We start from the raw sequence: 20,101 nt of genomic DNA, 5'->3' as shown, positions 1-20,101 counted from the left end.
GTTCCTTTCTCAAAATTGGTTCGGAATTTCTTCCGACAATTTAGTTCTTCCTATTGTTGAACGGCGTTACCTTCTTCATCAACGATAAGGGCACCAGAAGTACCATCTTCCAAAGAAACTTCCAATTTGTATTGGTTAGCTTCGTTCTTGCTTGCCTTGTTGATCGTAGCGCCTGGGTAGTTGGTTTCGATCATTGCGGTTACGGCTTCCGGAACTTCTTCCAAGGCAACCTCGGCAAAAGCATCTTGGGCTACAGCTTCAGTAGCTGTCTCTGTAGCGTCAGCAGCTTGCTCTTCTTGAGCGAATGCAGTTAAACTTCCTAATGCGAAAACGGTAGTGATAAATAATTTTTTCATAATATTCTTATTTTTATATGTGTAACTAACTAATGGTAAAATTTAATGTGGGGGAACTAAACGCTAGGCGCTTTTTATTGTTGAACGGCGTTGCCTTCTTCATCAACGATAAGGGCTCCAGAAGTACCATCTTCCAAAGAAACTTCCAATTTGTACTGGTTAGCCTCATTCTTGCTAGCCTTGTTGATCGTAGCTCCAGGATAGTTGGTTTCAACCATTTTAGTAACGGCTTCCGGAACTTCCTCCAAAGCAACCTCGGCAAAAGCATCTTGGGCCACAGCCTCAGCAGCTGTTTCTGTAGCGTCAGTAGCTTGCTCTTCTTGAGCGAATGCAGTTAAACTTCCTAATGCAAAAACGGTGGTGATAAATAATTTTTTCATGATATTCAGGTGTTATGTGTTATTAATTAATTTCAGTTAGTGTATAGAAAATATGATACCAAATCCCATAAAAACACTAAATAACTAAAGAACAGCACCTTACATATTTTATTGGTTTTCAAAACTGTGTATTATTGTAAAATTCTGTTTCATTTGGGTAATAATTTCACAACCAACCATCGCAATGTAAAACCCAAGCCTTAGGCTTTTTTAATTTCTTGGGATGAATCAGGTCTAAAAGCAAAAAATCCGGGCAACTTATGCCAGACCATTTTAGATTAAGACCTTCTTCCCTTTAATAGACAAGCCCGTATCGGTACTATAGGAAGCTAATAGCAATACTGTAATTTCCTTTTTTTGTTAACTGGGTATGATGGCCACCCCACCTTATAATTTCGGCTCCTTAAAAAGTTAAGACCTTATATAAAATAGAAAGGGGCTGCAGATGCAACCCCTTTCTGACCAAACCAACTTGATACAAAACAAATAACTCAAGTTATTTACATTTCAATCCAGTTACCATTTTCGTCAGCGTACAAAGTACCGGCAGTACCATCTTCTAGAGAAACCTCTAGCTTGAACTGCTTTGCTTCGTTTACGTATGCTTTATCAATAGATGCAGTAGGGTAGTTTTTAGCAACTGCTGCGGTCACCGCTTCGGGCAACTCATCGGCAGATACCTCGGAAAAATCATCTTGGGTAGCTGCTGCCTCAGTGGCTGCCGCTTCAACTGCCGTAGATTCCTCTTGGGCAAAAGCCGAAAGACTTCCTAATGCCAATACTGCTGTGATAAATATCTTATTCATGATGTGTTCTTTAGAATTAATAACTGTATACCTTAAAGAAATAATGATACCAAAATCACAAAACAAGCATAATTATTTGATTTACAGATATATAACTATTTCTTAAAATATATCAAGTGTGTAATTGTGTGTATTTTTAGCGTTTTGGTGTGTAAAATGTATACGAATAACCATACGGTACCCGAACGAGGTATCTGCAACACCCTCCTTCGTATACAGTATCTTTTGAACCGTAACCCTATTGAGGTATATATTAAAAAAGCCCCACCTTCAAATGAAGATGGGGCCTTTTACTAACTATCTAACTATGCTGCTAATAAAGTGTTAGCTTATTTTTCGATCCAGTTACCTTCAGCGTCAGCATACAATTCAGCAGTTTCACCATCTTCTTTGGCAACTTCCAATTTGTACTGGGCATCTTTGTTCATGAAGGCTTTAGAGATAGTTGCACCTGGATGGGCAGCCTCTAAAGCTTCAGAGATAGCGGCAGGAACTTCTTCAACTGCTACTTCAGCAAAAGCATCTTGAGCTTCAACAACCTCGGTTGCTACTGTTTCTTCTACTACTGTTTCTTCTTGTGCAAAAGCAGTCATTGTACCTAAAGACAATACTGCAGCAAACATTAAGTTTTTCATTTTGTGTGTGTTTTAAATTATTGATTTGTTTTGATAATCTCTTAGTACCAAGAGAAAATGATGCCAACTCAAAACATTTTCGCCCAAAACACACTAAACACCTGATTATCATTAAATTAATTCCAATCCACCCCATACACCACTTGTATACAGGTGTGTAAAAACATAAAAAAGTGTGTAAAAAATACACACTTTTTTGGGTAAACCTTATACTGAACTCCATCAAATGAAGAGCTATTTCACCTGATGCGCGGGCCGCAATAGATCGTTTACGGTTTTTACCGGATTGAAAGTTGAAGATGGCACCTCGACAAATATAGTGTTCCAAAACGCCATGGCGCCATTCCACAATCCTGGAAGTTCCAAGGCCTTTAACTCCCTACCTTCTTTGGTCTTGCCTGTAATAAACCCTTGCTTGGTATCGATGTAGTTCATCAGGTTGTATTTTTCCCCTTTATAGTTCTTCACGGCACAGACCAAATCGACCGGATTGAAATGCGTCGAATTTTTAAGAATCGCGGCCTGATGCGCGTTATCCATATCAATTTGGGCAGACTCTATAATCTGTAAGGAAATATTCCCTTTTCGATCATTGATCCAGAATGGGCCACCTCCGGGCTCTCCCTCATTCTTGACCATACCACAGATACGTATAGGCCTGTCGATTTTATCTTTTAACACTTCAATTTGTTCGCCGATACTGAATCCCGCGAAATTATCGGAAAAACGAACGTTAAGCTCATTCTCCAAGAAGCTCTTGATCTCGTCTAGTTGACTTGAGGTCAATTCATCGTTATCGAGACTTTTGGCATAGGCAAAGGCCTTTTCTTGGGCACTTAAGAGTACCCCCGCCAATATCTTTTTACTATCCGCTACCTCACCTGCAAATCTTGGGACGGTAACATTGTCGATATTCTTGATAAATATGATATCGGCATCTTGCTCGTTCAAATTCTCGATCAGGGCACCATGGCCTCCAGGTCTAAACAAGACGGAACCATCACTGTTTCGAAAGGGTTCGTTCTGCATATCTACCGCAATAGTATCGGTCGATGGTTTTTGATAGGAATAACTCACCTTAAAAGAGGTCTCGGTCGCCTTCGACACCCGTTCACTTACGGCGTTGAACTCCGCGTTGAACATATCGCCATGTTGTTCGCTAATGGTAAAGTGCAATTCTGCGGTATTACCTGTCTTGGCATACACCGATGCTTCCTTTAAATGTTCTTCAAAAGGCGTAGCCGTATGGTCTCCATAGTTATGGAAAGGCAATAATCCTTTAGGATAAAATCCGTAATTAAGACCATCTTCAGACATCATTTCCTTTACAAAAAGATAGAGTTCTTCATCTTTGGAAGAAGTCTTTCCCGCAATGCGCTGTTTGACCAAATCGTAGAAGGCGAAGTCGGCTACACCCTCCGAAAAGGTTTTCATGGCTTTATCGTCTGTACGCTCAAAATACGCTTCCAACGATTCTTCCTTAGGGTCGTAGGCATCCAAAAAATTGAACAAAGCCTTGAACATACGCGATGCGGCCCCTGAAGCAGGTACAAATTTCAACAAAGACAACCCGGTGCGTGAGGCTTCGAACTTTTGAATCAATTCCTTTTCTTCGGATGGGGTAAATTTTGAAAGCCCTTCACCTACCGTAACGGCCTTTTCTAGTTGTACAAACGGAATACCCTCTTTAAAGGTCTCTATTTGTTCGTTTACCTTTTTCTCCGAAATTCCCTTTTTGGCCAGCAGGGCCAAATCATTTTCTGTTAGTGTCATTTATTCTTCAATAAGTTATCTATATGTTTTACGGCGGTCGCCAAGCGTTCTTCCCTTCCTCCGGTCAATATAATAAAATTACGATTATATTTTTCAAGGGTTTCTTTAAAGTAATTGAACATACGCTCACGTTCATTGGGCTTATCCCTTAGATCATCGCCCACCCAGGGCACATCTATATACGTAAGAAAATATAAATCATAATGATTATTTAACGCGTACTTTTCCAAGACCGGATCGCAATAACCCAGATAATAAGCCTCTGAATATACCTTGGTCTCAAGCAGATCGGTATCGCAGATAAGCACATCCGTGGCTTTTTTGGCAAGTTCGTTTTCAAGCCGCATCTGACCTTCGGCTATCGGCAATAAATCTTTGGGCTCACAAGTTTTTCGCTCGTTGTTCCATTTGTTTTGTAAATACTCCCTAGCGTATTCGGGTACCCAAACCGTATTGTACTCACGTGCCAATTGATCGGAAAGCGTGGTCTTGCCTGTAGATTCAGGACCGAACAGTACTATTTTAACAACATCTGAGGGCTCTTGTTCAAACTTTTTTTCCATGCGAGATAACCGTAAACCGCAATAATCGTAAACAAGAAATATTGCAGGGAGGTAAATATAAGGCCTTTGTACCAATAAAGGGGAACACTGATGATATCCCCGATAATCCAATAGACCCAGTTTTCAAGCTTTTTCTTTGCCATCAGCCACATTCCCACAAAGAAAATAGCCGTGGTAAAGGTGTCTACGTAGGCTGTCCAATTGTTGAACTTATCAAAAAGATAATAGACCCCACACACGAAAATTACAGTACCCACGAACAACAGGGCCGACCATTGCTTCTCTTTGTTTGTCGTTCGTGTAATCGGTATAAAATGGGTCTGGTCTACTTTTCGCGTCCAGAAATACCATCCATATATACTCATTGAAAAATAGTAAGCATTGATGAGCATATCGCCCAACAGGCCGAAAACCAAGAGGATATAAACAAATATAGCGGTGCTAATTATACCGGTAGGAAAAACCAGGATATTTTCCTTTTTTGAAAACCATACACTTAAGAACCCGAAGATTACACCTATGATTTCCAAGATCACCAAATGGACGGGAACACCTTCGTACTGTGCAAAAATCCAATCAAAAATGTGGCTCATAATCGCTTCGGTCAGACTTTACCACTTTCATATACAACAGCCCCTTGTCCATCAACTCAAAAGCTTCCTTAATATCTTCTTTAAGAAGGTCCATTACTTCATCATACTCACCATAGACCTGAGTACTTAAAGGGTTTTCCAAAACAGTAAGTCCCGAAGCCCGTATTTTTTTAATAAAGTTGATAATGTGTTCTTCAAAATCATCCTGTAAGGGAGAAAAGGTAAGCTCTACCGATATGTTCATTCTATTTTATATTTGGTTGTTCGTCGATTATGGCCGCCAACGCTACAACAATCACGTACAACTTCAATTCCCAGTATTTATTGACCGCCCCATTTTTCCGGCTAGCCTTTTAAGGCGTAGACACAGGTAAACCCTTCAAACTCCATAAACCTTATATGGTACATAGAGAGGTCACCGTGATACAATATTTCCGCCGTGGTCGCCGCACTGTCGAAAACAAAATCCTTTACATCTATATGATGTATAAAGCTTAGACCTTGCTGGGCATATATTTTATAGAGGGCCTCCTTGCTTCCCCATACAATGGTCAATTTTCGTATAAGGGCGTCGGTATTGGCTATGGTCCGGTATTCTTCTATAGGGGTAAACTTATGTGCTATACGCAAGATTTTTTCCCTTTGCATTTCAATATCGATCCCCACATCGTCTTTACTGCTTACGATGATTCCCGTAAAATGGTTTGAATGGGTAATACTTATCTTGTTGCCATCATTTAAATGGGGCTTTCCAAATTCATCATAATACAAATCGGCATCTATATATCCGGCTTCGGCCATCAAGTGCCTGATGCTCAAGAACCCCCTGCGATGCATCTCAGATTTCATGCCCTGCATTCTTTTTTGGCAATGCGGGGTCAGGTCTATACCCTTAGAAAGTTCCTGTTCCGACTCGGTAACCTTCCAGATATACACCTTGGTGTCTTTATTTACCTTGACTATCTTATAAAGAGGCATAGGGTTCTATACGTTTTTCTTAACTTTGCAACCACAAATAGCTGTATAGCTAATATAACGAAAGTAAAAAATAAAAAAGAATATGGATACCAAAACTGTTTCTTATGTGCCTTATAAGGTAAAAGATATTTCTTTGGCGGACTGGGGAAGAAAAGAAATCGAACTTGCAGAAGCCGAGATGCCTGGCCTTATGGCTTTGCGCGAAGAATACGGAAAAGAGCAACCTTTAAAAGGTGCACGAATAGCCGGATGTCTTCACATGACCATTCAAACCGCTGTTCTTATAGAAACTTTGGTGGCATTGGGCGCCGATGTTACTTGGAGCTCTTGCAATATATTCTCTACACAAGACCACGCCGCCGCCGCCATTGCCGCTGCGGGCATACCTGTATATGCTTGGAAAGGAATGAGCGAGGAAGAATTTAACTGGTGTATCGAACAAACCCTCTTTTTTGGCGAAGAGCGCGAGCCCTTAAATATGATCTTGGACGATGGTGGCGACCTTACCAATATGGTATTGGACGATTATCCTGAATTGGCCAAGGCCATTAAAGGTCTCTCCGAAGAAACCACTACCGGTGTTCACCGTTTGTACGAACGCGTAAAGAACGGTACTTTGCCTATGCCGGCCATCAACGTAAACGACTCGGTTACCAAGTCGAAATTTGACAACAAGTACGGATGTCGCGAAAGTGCCGTTGATGCCATTCGCCGTGCAACCGACACCATGCTCGCCGGTAAAAAAGTAGTAGTTGCCGGTTACGGTGACGTAGGTAAAGGTACCGCCGCTTCTTTCAGAGGTGCCGGTTCTATCGTTACCGTTACCGAAATCGACCCTATTTGTGCCCTACAGGCATGTATGGATGGTTTTGAAGTAAAAAAATTGGAAACCGTTGTCGGCAAGGCCGATATTGTCATTACCACTACAGGGAACAAAGACATCATTCGCCCCGAACACTTTAAGGCAATGAAAGACAAAGCCATTGTTTGCAACATTGGCCATTTTGACAATGAAATTGACATGAGCTGGTTAAACAAGAACTATGGCAACACCAAAGACGAAATCAAACCACAGGTAGACAAGTACACCATAGACGGAAAAGACATTATTGTCTTGGCCGAAGGCCGCTTGGTGAACCTAGGTTGCGCCACAGGACACCCAAGCTTTGTAATGAGCAACTCGTTCACAAACCAAACCTTGGCCCAAATCGAACTTTGGAATAACAGCGAGAAGTACAAGAACGAAGTATATATGCTACCCAAGCACCTAGATGAAAAGGTAGCCGCCTTGCACTTGTCGCGTTTAGGAGCCGAATTAACGGAGCTTAAACCAGAACAGGCCGAATATATCGGTGTAACCGTAGAAGGCCCTTACAAGCCGGACTATTACAGATATTAGGCCTCGACTGTACTCAGTCTTAATACAGGGCCAAGGGCCCAATCCTAATATAAAACCCAAAACCCTTACAGCAATGTGAGGGTTTTTTGTTTTTCCGAACCTTACTTTTAGCATAAAGCCCCCGTACCTTCCCTTAGCGGAGGTAAAATATAGACCTCGGTTCCACCTGACCTGCATTACCATAGCCTACACCACCTAAGAGCTATCGTATACCCTAAGGGCCAAATCTTAACACGCTACCCCCTAACCGGGTTAAAGAAACAGCCTAGTCTATTCCCAATTTTTCCAAATCGTAGAAATAAAAATTCTTTTCATCGTTCATAGCGACAAATAGGCCGCTTTTAAACGTATCATTTAACGGGACGGTTACAACCTCGCACCCATCGGTTTCCAAAGTTGAAAGATTGACCGCCCTTACAAAAGCATTCGTTTTTCTTGAAAAAATATTGAACTGCCCTCGTTGTTGGTCCGAAACAATAATATACCCCTCACCATTCGGATATTGCGCAATAGCAATGCCCTCTATATCACTTTTAAAATTTTCGCTGCCAAAACAACTTAGCTCCACATCCCCCATGGACGGCTCTGCATAATATTTCCGTATGCAATGTTGCTCATCTGAATAATAGACAAAGCCTAGCTCATGATCTACCGCTATAGCCTCAATCTCTTTTTTTCCACTAAATTTTCCAAACTCACGCACCAACTCGGCATTTACCCGGCCCTTATCATTAGCAACTATTTTATATTGGTACAGGTAGCCTTGCGTAGGTCCCGTCTTTCGTCCCACTATGGCATATATACTCTGATCTTTTGAAGATTTGTATAAACTGACCCCCATAGGCAGCCTCATTTCAGGATTCTTCTCGTCTGCAAAGACAGGAAAACCTCCATTATCCAAAGGTTTCATATCCGGCACCGAAAACAAGCGAACCTGACTTTTCTCTCGCTCTGTAAACACTAAAATATCGACCTTTGTTGTATCGTTTATTGCAAATCCATAAGCGATATCGACATTATTAGGCCGACGAATATCCCTAATGGTTTTTTCCTCAATTATCTTACCATTAAGGTCAAATGCATAGATAGCCCCATTGGTTTCCTTATCAGTTCCAAAAACAATACTTTTCGATGCATCCATAGGATTGACCCAAATAGCGGGATCATCTGTATCGTTAACCGTTTTTTCGGTAATCACATTTGGGGCTATAGCAGGTAGTTTTGAGGTGTTGCAAGACGGCGTGGCCAAAAGAACCAAAAGAAATAAGAATATATTTTTCATCGTATAGGGATTGAAATTTTATACAAGATTTTAGAATTGGCCTTTCGAGCCAAGAGTTATTTTTTAAAGAGATCATATTTAAGACCAAATGTCAATCGTCTTCCATAGAACTCAATCTGTTGCGTGCGGTCTTTAACACCTTGAAAATAACGCAAGGGTTGGTTGCTTATATTATTCAGGTCTGCATACACACTTAGGCTATTGGTAATTTTATAACTAGCATTAAAATCTAAGAAAAGCTGTGTGTCGTAATATCTGTCTTCAAACTCGTTGCCCCCAAGTTCATCTATATATGCATCTGAAAAATTAACGGACATACGAGCCGAGAATTTTTTATCGTTATACCCCAAAGAAGCATTAAAGGTATTGGGCGTGGTATTGGGCAGATCTACATCTTCCCGATCCTCGCCATCTTCGTTCTTAATACCCTCTGCAGTAGAGGATATGAACGTGTAATTTAGGTATAAGCTGAAGTTACGTGCGAATCCTGGCAGAAAATCAAGCTGCCTTTGAAAAGCAAACTCCGCTCCAAAAATTCGGGCACCATCTCCATTTAAGGGTTGAAAAATTTCAAAACCCGTAGTATCGTCCCCATAAAGATCATCAGTAACCTCTCCTCTAGACAGGTATATAAAGTTATCGATGTTCTTATAAAAAAGTCCCCCGGAAAGAATACCCACACTCCTAAAATAATGTTCGGCCATAACATCAAAATTCATCGATGTGGTCGCCGCTAATTCCGGATTACCTAAATAAATTTCCCCATCACCTGAAACAACATCCAAAGAAGGTACCAAATCTTCATAGTTTGGCCTAGCCAAGGTATTTGTCCATGCAAAGCGCAGAATAGTTGCATCACTAAGGTCGTACTTAAGATGCAAACCCGGCAAGACGTTGGTATACGAGCTCTCCTCTGTTATTTTCCCTACTAAATCCTCTTCATCAATGATACTATTGCCGACCGCGGTGACTTTAGTTGCCTCTAATCTAAGCCCAAACAGCCCACTTAGTTTTTCAGTAATATTTTGATTGGTCATGGCATAGGCCGCGAAAACATTTTCATCTACATTGAAATTAGCCCTCAAAAATTCGTCCGGAACAGACTCCCCATCAACCAAATCCAATGCTCCTAGCCATTTTTCATCAGCAAAAGACCCAGCTATATATTGGCTTCCGGCCAGAAATTTGGTATCGGAAAGATCTCTTTGGGTAACATCTGCCAATGTGGGAAAATCATCTTCTAGGTCATATTCAAAAAAATCATTATCCCTAAGCTTGTTTTTCACTCTTGCCCTTCCGCCGAATTTTATACTCCCATCCCCGTTTCCAAAGAAATCGGAAGGCACTTCAAAGTTTACAAAAACATTAAAATCTTCTTCTTTAGTGAATTGATTTTCTTCGGTCACCTCGTCATATTTAAAATTCGACAAATCGGCATCGGCACTGTTTTCCGCAGTCATTAAAGGGTATCTAGAACTACTATTGTCGTTTCGTACGGCATATTCATTTTCAAATACGATATACCGTTCATTTAGCCGCTCTTCGGAAGCTTTTGCGAAAGAGGTCATCCAATCCATTTTTAAACTTCCCCATAAATGGTTACCCCCAAGACTGTAATTTTGCATTCGTTGGTCTTCCAAACGTCGATTCTTGTTCCGGTTATTGTCAATCCCCCCTTTTGTTTCTCTAGTAATTTCAGCGGGGAACCGTGTCAAATTGCCTTGATGTACCGTAAAATCACCTATTTCTATATCTTCGCCATCTAGTATTTCACTCTGTAGTACAAATCGGTTCTCGCGATCGTCACGCCAATTGTATATCGATTTAAGAAAGATGGAGTTGTTGGCATCGAACCTATAATCAAAATTGGCCGAAAGACTACGCCTCACCCGCTGCACCAAATATTCACGCTGCTCAAAGGCACTTGTATACGGATTGACATCGACCGCTTCTAAAACAGGGTCACCATCAACATCATCTTCACCCGTATAGTATTCAAATTCATCCGACCATTCCGCCTCAACGTTATCGGAACCAAAATCATTATCATTATACGAAGCACTGACCATCCACCCAAATTTGCCATTATCACTTCTATTGCCCAAAAGGAAAGACCCATTAATGATTGGCTTATCGGTTATAAAGTTCACGCCTGACCCTAAGGTCGAAGAAAGCCGAAAACCTTGCGGCGACGTTCTAGTAACCAAGTTTACGGAGCCTCCCAAGGCATCTGCATCCATATCGGGAGTGACCGCTTTACTCACTTCAATACTTTGTATCATATCGGCAGGAATCAAGTCCATCTGCACATTTCTATTATCGCCTTCGGCCGAGGGCACACGACTCCCGTTAAGCGAAACGGAATTTAACTGCGGAGAAAGTCCGCGAACAATAATATTTCTAGCCTCCCCTTGATCTACCTGCATGGTAATACCAGGGATGCGTTTTACGGCATCACCAATATTGGCATCGGGAAACTTCCCGATTTGATCGGTTGCTACCACGTTGGTAATATTCATATTGGTTCTCTGTGTATTCAATGCCCTAGCTTGACTACCCAACCCGAAACCAGTAACTTCTACCCCATCCAATTCCAAGGTCTTAGGTGTAATAAAAATAGATACCGATGCCGTTTCCCTTTCTTTGACCTCTACCTCTTGGGCAATATCAGCATACCCTAAATAAGTAATGTTCAAGGTGTAGTTGCCAGCAGGAATACCAACAAGTGAAAAACGACCGTCAAAATCTGAAATAGCCCCTTTTTTTAGTTCTGAAATAATAATATTGGCCCCAGGTACATTAATACCGTTTTCATCTGAAATTGTTCCCTCTACATTCCCTGACTGAGCCGAAACGACCATATTTGAACAGGCAACAAATAGTAATAGCACTAGATTTTTAAATGCTTTTCTCGAATTCATTTTTGATTGGTTTTATGCTCCCAAAAATATGGATATCAATCACATACAATGTTTTCTAAAAGGAAACAAATAAGCAACAATCGAAAAAAAGAAGGAAACAACAAGGCAACAATAATACTGGGTTTACACAGAAGTAACCTTCCGGAAACACAAGGCTAAAAAGTCAACAAAAAACGGCTTAATTCTTCTTTTGGACCAATAGGCAGTTTTTTACGAAGCCGGTATCTAGATACACGTACACTGTCTGGAGTAAGCCGTAAGATTGCCGCGATTTCCTTGGAAGATAAATTAAGGCGCAACAAAATAGACAAGCGTAATTCTGCAGGGGATAGGGGCCCTAAAACTTTAGCATGCAATTGCTTTATAAAATCTGGATGGATTTCATTGAAAAGAAGCAAGAACTCGTCCCACTCATGTTCTTGAGATAAACTAAAATCAATTTCATTGACTACTTCCCGCAACTTTCGTTTTAAATCTATATTGGAACGCCCAAGACTATTTTTCAAGGTATGGGAAAGTCCCGATAACATCTTATTCTTTTGTGCGAGATGCAAACTGTACCGTGATAGTGCGGCATTTTTAAGGTACACCTCTTTCTGCAAGCCTATTTCTTCCATACGCTTATTTTCAAGTTCGGCCTCAAGAATACGCTTTTCAAAATCCGCTATTTTTTGACCTTCCCTTTTTTTTCGTTTAACATATAACAACCAGAGTATACCGAGTATACCTAAGGTCGCCATAGCACAGACCAACAGATATTTTTGGGCGCGATCTATTTCCCCTTCGTGTAAAAGCTGTTGTATTTTGGCTTCCCTTTCCTTGGTATCGTAGATGACTTGTAAGGCACTGGCTTGATTACTTCTGTACAAGGACTGGTTTCGCTCGTCCAATTCCAAAAAGATGGTAAGTTCTTCGTATGCCCTTTCCCCTTCCCCCATCAGATAGTAGGTTTTAGACAAATCTTTGTGCGCACTTGCCTGTTCTGCAGTATGACCAATACGTGTAGCTACGTCTAAAGATTCTAGGGTAAATTGCAGTCCTTGATCAAGGGCGCCCGTTTTTCTATGGACATCACCTAAATTGTTCAAAATATTGGCCCGTCCTTTATCGAGAGTGGAATGGTATTTTAATGCCGTTTCAAAATAACCCTGGGCCGTTTCAAAATCTTCTAAATCTTCATAAGAACTGCCAATACTCTCATTTACCAAGGAAATACCATTGGAATCGTCTAACTCTAAATACATTTTAAGACTTTCATTTTGACAGACTAAAGCCCTGGCATAATCACCCTTCTTTTCATAGCAGGTACCTAGATTACTCTTTGCGGTAGCGACAATATATCCCGCATCTATAATCTGCGCTTCTAGAATACATTTTTCGAAATGGGTAATGGCGGCCTCATAATTTTTCAGCCCCAGATGAATAGAGCCCAAACGATTGATAAGGTCTACGTATAACGTATCGTGGACTTCGTTTTCCAACAAGACAAGAGCTTTATTAAATTGATCTAAAGCCTCTATATAAACACCGTTTTCTTGACAGAAATAACCTAGTTCCGCATGGGCGAGGACAATGTTTTTAACGCCCCCCTTGGCCTGCTCCGTTTTTAGGTTTTCATTTAATTCGACAAAAACAGCATCAATACCCTTATCGTCAGAATATTGCCCCACCATCAAAAACGGAATTGCCAAGAAACTAAAAAGAAAAAACGTAGTTCTAATTTTATGGTACATAAGGACCGTAAGAATCGAGCAAGTTACGCTGCTTACATTGCCTTTATATTACCCCAACATTATCTTAATGTATAAACATTCAAACAAAAAAACCCTCTCCAAGAGTCTTGGAAAGGGTTTTTATACGATAAAAGAAAAACTTCTTAAGCCTCGAACGGCTCTATGGAAACATAAGATTTTCCACCAGCTTTCTTTTCAAACTTTACTAGTCCGTCTACACGGGCATGCAATGTATGGTCTTTACCGGCATACACATTCTCACCTGGATTGTGTCTTGTACCACGTTGTCTAACGATGATATTTCCGGCAATAGCGGCTTGGCCACCAAAAATCTTAACGCCCAAGCGTTTCGATTCCGATTCCCTACCGTTTTTAGAACTACCTACACCTTTTTTGTGTGCCATGATATTAGGTTTTAAAAAGTGTTTCCCTCAGTAATCACTTAAGGATACACTATATTGATTATACTTTGTGGGGTTTGGCGATTAAGCCTTACCACCGTCTAATTCGTCTTGCCATTTCTTCAACTCGTCCCACTTACCTTCGGCAGCTAATTTAGCTTGTGCAGGCCAAGTATCGGTTACGTGGTTACCACGTACATCGGCGATGATCTCGGAAATTTTGGCGGCATCAGTCTTTGCCAATTCGGCAAAGGTAGAAACACCGGCTGCAATCAGGGTCTCGGCGATTTTTGGCCCGATACCTTCAATTTTTTTCAGATCATCTGCTTTTGCTGCTTTCTTAGGAGCGGCTTTTGGTGCAGCTTCCTTTTTAGCAGGCTTCTCCTCTTTCTTAGGAGCAGCAGCTTTCTTTCCACCTTTCGCAACGATACTCTCGATTACGATTTCGGTCAAAGCTTGACGGTGACCGTTCTTAACACGGTACCCTTTACGTCTTTTCTTCTTAAAAACGATTACTTTGTCACCTCTTAGGTGTTTCACGACTTTTGCCTCAACAGTGGCTCCGTCTATAGCCGGGGCGCCTACAGTAATGTTCGTTCCGTCAGCTAAAAGAAGTACATTGTCAAAAGTTACCTTTTTGCCTTCTTCAGTCTGTAAACGGTGAACATACACTTTTTGGTCTTTCGCAACTTTAAATTGCTGCCCTGCCATCTCTACGATTGCGTACATAATTGTGTATATATTAGTTTATTGTTTCCGCCCATTTTTTCAATAAGCGGATGCAAATATACGCCTAAATCGTTAACCTACAAGCGTTTTTTATATATTTTACCCTCAATTTTCACGCTAAAAGTCCAAAAATAAAGCCGCAAAGATGATTTGCGGCTCCAACTTTACTTTATTCGAGGTAATCCTCAACTATGTTTGACCAATTTTCTTTTAAGGTTACGGCTTGTTTTGAACAACTGCATAAACGAAAGCGTCAACACCAAAGTAGAGGCAAAGCCCATTATCGCAACGGTAAAAAATACGATTCCCTCAAAACTTTTATAGTCTTTAAACCACACCGTAGAAAGTTGTTCTAAAAACAGCAAGTTGATTTCCGTACTGTAAAATGCAAAGAAAATGGTAAACACCAATGTAGCCACAAAACCGGTCACAAGTCCGGCCGTAAAGCCTTTCCCGTAGTTAAAGCTATCGGGATTCTTCAATTTAAAATACTTAATGGCCTCATAAATTCCGAAACCGGTTATAACACCGTTAAATAAACTAAAGAATATATTGGTGTGCAAATCAAACAAAGAGAGTATTAAAAAATAAGCAATTAGGCAACCGCTCGTAGCGATTCCGAATCGAATGGGTTGTGCAAATTGTTTCATTTTCTAAGTTTTTGAAGTTCAATTCTTTAAGTTAATAAAAAAAATAAAGCAACACCACAAAAGCGTGTTAAAGGATCTTATTTCGGGCTATTTTTCTTACAAAAAAAATGAATATCTTCGTGTAACAATCTTTGGCAATCATCCACTAACAAAGCAACTAACACACTATATCATGAAAAAAAAATTACTTGTAGGAGGTTTTCTCCTTCTAATCGGGCTTTGCCTGCAAGCGCAAGAAGTAAGATATGAAGAATACGACCTAGACAATGGCCTTCATGTCATTCTCCATCAAGACAACTCGGCCCCCTTGGTCACCACCTCGGTCATGTACCATGTTGGGGGCAAAGACCGCACCGAAGGCCGTACAGGCTTCGCCCATTTCTTTGAGCACCTACTCTTTGAGGGCACGAAAAACATAGAACGTGGAAAATGGTTTGAAATCGTTTCTTCCCACGGTGGTATAAACAATGCCAACACCTCCCAAGACCGCACCTACTACTACGAAGTTTTTCCTTCGAACAATCTAAAACTAGGACTTTGGCTCGAATCGGAGCGTATGCTGCACCCCGTGATCGACCAAAAGGGAATAGACACCCAACAAGAAGTGGTAAAAGAAGAAAAGCGACTGCGATACGATAATAGGCCTTACGGCCAACTGATTACGGAAGTTGGCAAAAATTTATTCAAAAAGCATCCTTATAAAGACCCTAACATTGGGTATATGAAAGATTTGGACGCGGCCACCCTAGACGATGTAATCGCCTACAACCATAAATATTACGTACCCAACAATGCCGTTTTGGTAGTTGCGGGCGACATTGACCCGGCCGAAACCAAAAAGATGATCCAAGATTATTTCGGACCGATACCCAAGGGAAAGGACGTAGTACGCAATTACCCAAAAGAAGATCCTATCTTAAAGGAGGTCAGGACCAAGGCCTACGACCCAAATATTCAGCTTCCCGCCTCGGTTATTTCCTATCGGACCCCAGGCTTTAAGGAAAGGGACGCCTATGTTCTTGATATGATTTCCACCTATCTAAGTGACGGACGCAGCTCAAAACTCTACAAAAAAATGGTAGACGAGCAGAAACAGGCGATACAGGTAGGTGCCTTTAACGTAGGCCAAGAAGATTATGGCATGTATTTGGTCTATGCGCTTCCCGTTGGGGAAACCGATCTTGAAACCTTGATCGCCGAAATGGAAGAAGAAGTTGCCAAGGTAAGGGACAGCTTGATATCTGAAAAAGACCACCAAAAACTGCTGAACAAGTTTGAAAACCAATTTGTCAATTCCAATTCCGGTGTAGAAGGAATAGCCCATTCATTGGCCCGATATTATCTACTCTATGGGGATACGGAGCTGATCAATAAGGAAATTGACATCTTCAGGTCCATTACCCGCGAGGAAATCATGGAAGTCGCGAACAAATACCTAAGACCCGATCAGCGCGTAATCATAGATTACCTTCCGAAAGAACCACAATCCAACTAATCAGGGCGAGTTTCACACTCACCACCCCAATTTTTATTCTTTTAAAAAAGCAAAAACACTATTCATGAAACATATATTCACAAGCTTATTCTTTCTCGCTTTTGCCTTCGTTGCGAAAGCACAGATAGACCGCAGTCAAATGCCCGAAGCCGGTCCGGCACCTGAAATCAAGCTCGAAGATGCACAACGTTTTGAACTGCGCAACGGACTCAAGGTCTTAGTCGTGGAAAACCACAAACTCCCTCGGGTCTCCATTCAACTGAGCATTGACAACCCACCCGTATTGGAGGCTGACAAGGCCGGGGTTTCCTCCTTGACGGGAAGCCTGTTGGGCAAGGGTTCCAAAAACATTAAAAAAGACGATTTTAACGAAGAAGTCGATTTTCTAGGGGCCCGCATCAATTTCAATTCCCAAGGGGCCTATGCTTCTTCACTTTCAAAATACTTTCCTAGAATCTTAGAGCTGATGGCTGACGCCGCTTTAAACCCGAACTTTACCCAAGATGAGTTCGACAAGGAAAAACAGAAGATCATCACCGGACTCAAGTCGGAAGAAAAAAGTGTGGCCGCCATCTCCCAAAGGGTCGGCTTGGCCCTGGCCTATAGCAAAAAACACCCTTATGGGGAATTTATGACCGAAGAGACCCTGAACAAGGTTTCCCTTACCGATGTCATTCAATTCTATGAGGATTATTTTGTTCCCGCTAACGCATATTTGGTGGTTGTGGGTGACATCAAGTTCGACGATGTAAAAACTTTGGTAGAAGAACAATTTACCCCATGGACCAAGGCCGTACCACCTTCTTTTGGTTTTTCAAAACCCAGTAATGCCCAATATGCACAAATCAATTTTATAGACGTACCTAATGCCGTTCAATCCGAAATCACCGTCGGAAACTTGGTCAACCTAGAAATGAAAGACCCCGACTACCTTCCGGCCCTTATGGCGAACGAAATCTTAGGAGGTGGTGGGGAAGGCCGCCTATTCCTAAACCTGCGCGAAGACAAGGCCTACACCTATGGTTCTTACTCCCGATTGGGCAACGACAAATATGCCCCGGCACGTTTTAGGGCTACCGCCAGTGTCCGTAACGCCGTTACCGATAGTTCCGTAGTAGAGATCCTTAAGGAAATCGATCGCATCCGCACCGAACCGGTCTCGAAAGAAGAGCTAGAGAACACCAAGGCCAAATATACCGGTCGCTTCGTAATGGCTTTGGAAGACCCTTCTACCATTGCCAATTATGCCCTAAACATAGAAACCGAAAACCTCCCCAAGAATTTTTACAAAACCTATCTTGAAAAAATCAACGCCATTACCATTGAAGACGTACAAAGGGCCGCACAGAAATATATGAAACCGGGCAACATTCGTATTGTTGTGGCAGGAAAGGGAAGCGAAGTACTCGAAAACCTTGAAAAGATAAGCTTTAAAGGCAAAAAAATTCCGGTTTGGTACTTTGACAAATACGCCAATGCCGTAGAAAAACCAGACTATAGTGCCAATGTACCCTCCGATGTTTCGGCCACTACGGTACTCAACAAGTACATTGAGGCCATAGGCGGCAAGGAAAAACTAGAAGGCGTAAAATCATACTTCCTTTTGGCAGAAGCCGAAATGCAGGGCACAAAACTGAACCTAGAGGTCAAAAAAACGACCAATGCCCAGTTTATGCAAGATATAAAGGTAGCCGGAAATTCCATGAGCAAACAGGTACTTAACGGAGACAAGGGCTATATGGTCATGCAAGGACAAAGAAAAGATATGGGCGACGATGAAATCGAAAAGGTAAAAGTCGAATCGGCACCCTTTCCCGAATTGAACTACCTCAACACCGATGTTACTTTAGAAGGCATTGAGATCGTAGAAGATAAAAAGGCCTATAAAATTAAATTGTCGGAAGAAAAAATGGCCTTCTACGATGTGGAAAGCGGACTCAAACTACAAGAGGTGACTACCGCAGAAATGGGCGGGCAGACTATCACCAGCACCATAAACTACATGGATTACAAAGAGGTTTCCGGCATACAATTTCCGTTTATCATGGCCCAGGCCGTGGGACCACAACGTTTTGAATTTATAGTTTCTGAAATTAAAATCAACGAAGAGGTCTCTGAAACCGATTTTGAGTAAGCACGATAGTTAAACATAACTCTTTATACGGCCAAAGCAATGGGGAATTCACCCTATTCTTTGGCTGTATTTCATTCAAGAGCTGCTTGCTTTGAAACTACCCAACTGCATCCAAGTTTTATAAATAAAATGGGCTAGCGAAGTAAAACCCCAAGTCTTAGTCCCCGTCGTTATCATTAAAGGTAACCACAATACTGGCAGCGCTGGAATAATCATTTTTCAACAGAGCGATAATTTCTGTAACCGCATCCCTTAATTCTACAATTGCATCAGGGTTATCTTTCGCAAGAATCCTTAGACTTGATTGAGTCTCTTTGAACAGAGTAAGAGCCTCATCAAACTTAGCAAGTATTAAGTCGTTTAAATCCGGCCGGCCCAATACTTCTACCAAATAGTCTTCCATCCCAAAACCTTCTGCTTCAAAATTACCGGTATAGATCTCTTTCAGAGTTTCCAAGTTAACAAGAATAGCCTCTCTTGAAGTTTCACTATAAAAAGCCTCCAACCCCATTTCCGGACTATTAGGATTGTTGATTATCTGTTCAAGTTTTCTTAGTTTGATGGTCTCTAGTTCTGCTATAACTGCGTTTACCGACAAATTCTGACTTCCGTTTACACCGCTTTCAAGCCTAGTTTTAAAAGAAGTTTCCGTTGCCGTCCATAATTCCCGCAAGCTCATGGCGTTACTGTTCAAGCTTTCGGACAAAGAGACCAAATAATCTAAACGGCTCTCGGCATTTTCTTCGGAACTCATTTCACTTAGAATTTCCGTTTCAGAAGCATGAAAAAGTAAATATTCCATGGCACCATACCCCTTTGAAGAAGCCCCCAAACTGGCAATATAGGCTTCATCAATACTGGTTTCACCAGCAATATTTGCCTCAATGACCTCAACGTTCACAGGCCACTCATGAATTTGCGAATGCACAAAAGAATTCCTGACTATACCAATGTTATAAATCTCCCCTTGTTCCCAAAACAGAAACGCTTGAGACCAACTGTTTTTTAAGTTTACCAACGATGTTTCCGTAGGCAGCTCCCTAAAAGCCCTGGCTGCCTCCATGAGCGTTTCCGTTAGGGCTATATGTGACACCTGAAACGGCTCTATTTGCGCATCGTATAAATTCTCGATCTGCAACCTACGCCCTTCTTCAACACTGGTTATTTTCTCTTCAGCCTGATTATCATCGGACCCACAGGATATGTTCAGGGCAAAGGCGCCACAAAATAGAATTATATACACTATTACCTTCGGATATTTCATCTTATCAAC

At 41.5% G+C, this 20,101-nt stretch carries 19 protein-coding genes; 3 read left to right on the top strand and 16 right to left on the bottom strand.

The features are described 5' to 3' along the window. Positions 1 to 50: 50 nt before the first annotated feature. From BW980_RS03050 to BW980_RS03010, 9 genes are all read right to left on the bottom strand, one after another. A complete protein-coding gene (locus BW980_RS03050) occupies positions 51 to 356 on the bottom strand; it encodes a hypothetical protein (protein WP_013992709.1) in 306 nt (101 codons plus the stop codon). A 74-nt stretch (positions 357 to 430) separates the two neighbouring features. Further along, complete coding sequence (locus BW980_RS03045) at positions 431 to 736, bottom strand: hypothetical protein (RefSeq protein ID WP_076453454.1); 306 nt, start codon at positions 734 to 736, stop codon at positions 431 to 433. Positions 737 to 1,236: 500 nt separating this feature from the next. Further along, the gene (locus BW980_RS03040) at positions 1,237 to 1,515 is read right to left on the bottom strand and encodes a hypothetical protein (protein ID WP_231854802.1); all 279 of its coding nucleotides are present in this window, start codon (positions 1,513 to 1,515) and stop codon (positions 1,237 to 1,239) included. 356 nt (positions 1,516 to 1,871) lie between these two features. Beyond that, entirely contained in the window at positions 1,872 to 2,177 is a 306-nt protein-coding gene (locus BW980_RS03035) for a hypothetical protein (RefSeq protein ID WP_076453452.1), read from the bottom strand. A gap of 234 nt (positions 2,178 to 2,411) precedes the next feature. After that, a complete protein-coding gene (locus BW980_RS03030; RefSeq protein WP_076453451.1) occupies positions 2,412 to 3,950 on the bottom strand; it encodes a DUF4301 family protein in 1,539 nt (512 codons plus the stop codon). Continuing rightward, a complete protein-coding gene (locus tag BW980_RS03025) occupies positions 3,947 to 4,513 on the bottom strand; it encodes an AAA family ATPase (protein ID WP_076453786.1) in 567 nt (188 codons plus the stop codon). Before BW980_RS03025 ends, BW980_RS03030 begins: the two co-directional genes overlap by 4 nt. Continuing rightward, complete coding sequence (pnuC, locus tag BW980_RS03020; protein WP_076453450.1) at positions 4,468 to 5,106, bottom strand: nicotinamide riboside transporter PnuC; 639 nt, start codon at positions 5,104 to 5,106, stop codon at positions 4,468 to 4,470. The genes BW980_RS03025 and pnuC overlap by 46 nt, the downstream gene beginning before the upstream one ends. Continuing rightward, a complete protein-coding gene (locus BW980_RS03015; protein WP_076453449.1) occupies positions 5,090 to 5,350 on the bottom strand; it encodes a thiamine-binding protein in 261 nt (86 codons plus the stop codon). Before BW980_RS03015 ends, pnuC begins: the two co-directional genes overlap by 17 nt. 101 nt (positions 5,351 to 5,451) lie before the next feature. Continuing rightward, positions 5,452 to 6,084, bottom strand: coding sequence for a 4'-phosphopantetheinyl transferase family protein (locus tag BW980_RS03010; protein WP_076453448.1), 633 nt, complete (start codon positions 6,082 to 6,084; stop codon positions 5,452 to 5,454). A gap of 82 nt (positions 6,085 to 6,166) precedes the next feature. Between BW980_RS03010 and ahcY the strand changes: the two genes are divergently transcribed. Continuing rightward, on the top strand, positions 6,167 to 7,483 hold the full coding sequence (gene ahcY, locus BW980_RS03005) for an adenosylhomocysteinase (RefSeq protein WP_076453447.1): 1,317 nt from the start codon (positions 6,167 to 6,169) through the stop codon (positions 7,481 to 7,483). A 265-nt stretch (positions 7,484 to 7,748) separates the two neighbouring features. On the opposite strand, the gene BW980_RS03000 is transcribed toward ahcY, so the two are convergent. The 6 genes from BW980_RS03000 to BW980_RS02975 form a co-directional block, all read right to left on the bottom strand. After that, positions 7,749 to 8,765 (bottom strand): phytase, encoded by a 1,017-nt coding sequence (locus BW980_RS03000; RefSeq protein WP_076453446.1) that lies wholly within the window; start codon positions 8,763 to 8,765, stop codon positions 7,749 to 7,751. Positions 8,766 to 8,821: 56 nt separating this feature from the next. Beyond that, entirely contained in the window at positions 8,822 to 11,686 is a 2,865-nt protein-coding gene (locus BW980_RS02995; RefSeq protein WP_175609839.1) for a TonB-dependent receptor, read from the bottom strand. Positions 11,687 to 11,841: 155 nt separating this feature from the next. Then, positions 11,842 to 13,419, bottom strand: a complete 1,578-nt coding sequence (locus BW980_RS02990; protein WP_083690328.1) for a tetratricopeptide repeat protein — start codon at positions 13,417 to 13,419, stop codon at positions 11,842 to 11,844. Positions 13,420 to 13,562: 143 nt separating this feature from the next. Further along, positions 13,563 to 13,823 (bottom strand): 50S ribosomal protein L27, encoded by a 261-nt coding sequence (rpmA, locus tag BW980_RS02985; protein WP_013992723.1) that lies wholly within the window; start codon positions 13,821 to 13,823, stop codon positions 13,563 to 13,565. An 81-nt stretch (positions 13,824 to 13,904) separates the two neighbouring features. Continuing rightward, complete coding sequence (gene rplU, locus BW980_RS02980; protein ID WP_076453443.1) at positions 13,905 to 14,549, bottom strand: 50S ribosomal protein L21; 645 nt, start codon at positions 14,547 to 14,549, stop codon at positions 13,905 to 13,907. Between the two features lie 185 nt (positions 14,550 to 14,734). Continuing rightward, the gene (locus BW980_RS02975) at positions 14,735 to 15,199 is read right to left on the bottom strand and encodes a DUF4199 domain-containing protein (protein WP_076453442.1); all 465 of its coding nucleotides are present in this window, start codon (positions 15,197 to 15,199) and stop codon (positions 14,735 to 14,737) included. A 172-nt stretch (positions 15,200 to 15,371) separates the two neighbouring features. Here BW980_RS02975 and BW980_RS02970 point away from each other — a divergent pair, with 172 nt between their 5' ends. Together BW980_RS02970 and BW980_RS02965 are read left to right on the top strand one after the other, a co-directional pair. Then, on the top strand, positions 15,372 to 16,694 hold the full coding sequence (locus BW980_RS02970; protein WP_076453785.1) for a M16 family metallopeptidase: 1,323 nt from the start codon (positions 15,372 to 15,374) through the stop codon (positions 16,692 to 16,694). Positions 16,695 to 16,758: 64 nt separating this feature from the next. Continuing rightward, positions 16,759 to 18,828 (top strand): M16 family metallopeptidase, encoded by a 2,070-nt coding sequence (locus tag BW980_RS02965; protein WP_076453441.1) that lies wholly within the window; start codon positions 16,759 to 16,761, stop codon positions 18,826 to 18,828. Between the two features lie 157 nt (positions 18,829 to 18,985). On the opposite strand, the gene BW980_RS02960 is transcribed toward BW980_RS02965, so the two are convergent. Then, positions 18,986 to 20,092: an imelysin family protein gene (locus BW980_RS02960; RefSeq protein WP_076453440.1), complete on the bottom strand. Its 1,107-nt coding sequence runs from the start codon at positions 20,090 to 20,092 to the stop codon at positions 18,986 to 18,988. Between the last annotated feature and the right edge of the window lie 9 nt (positions 20,093 to 20,101).

Origin of the sequence: Zobellia uliginosa (assembly GCF_900156625.1) — a bacterium.
Lineage (GTDB): Bacteria > Bacteroidota > Bacteroidia > Flavobacteriales > Flavobacteriaceae > Zobellia > Zobellia uliginosa.
This window is presented reverse-complemented; position numbering and strand designations above follow the sequence as displayed.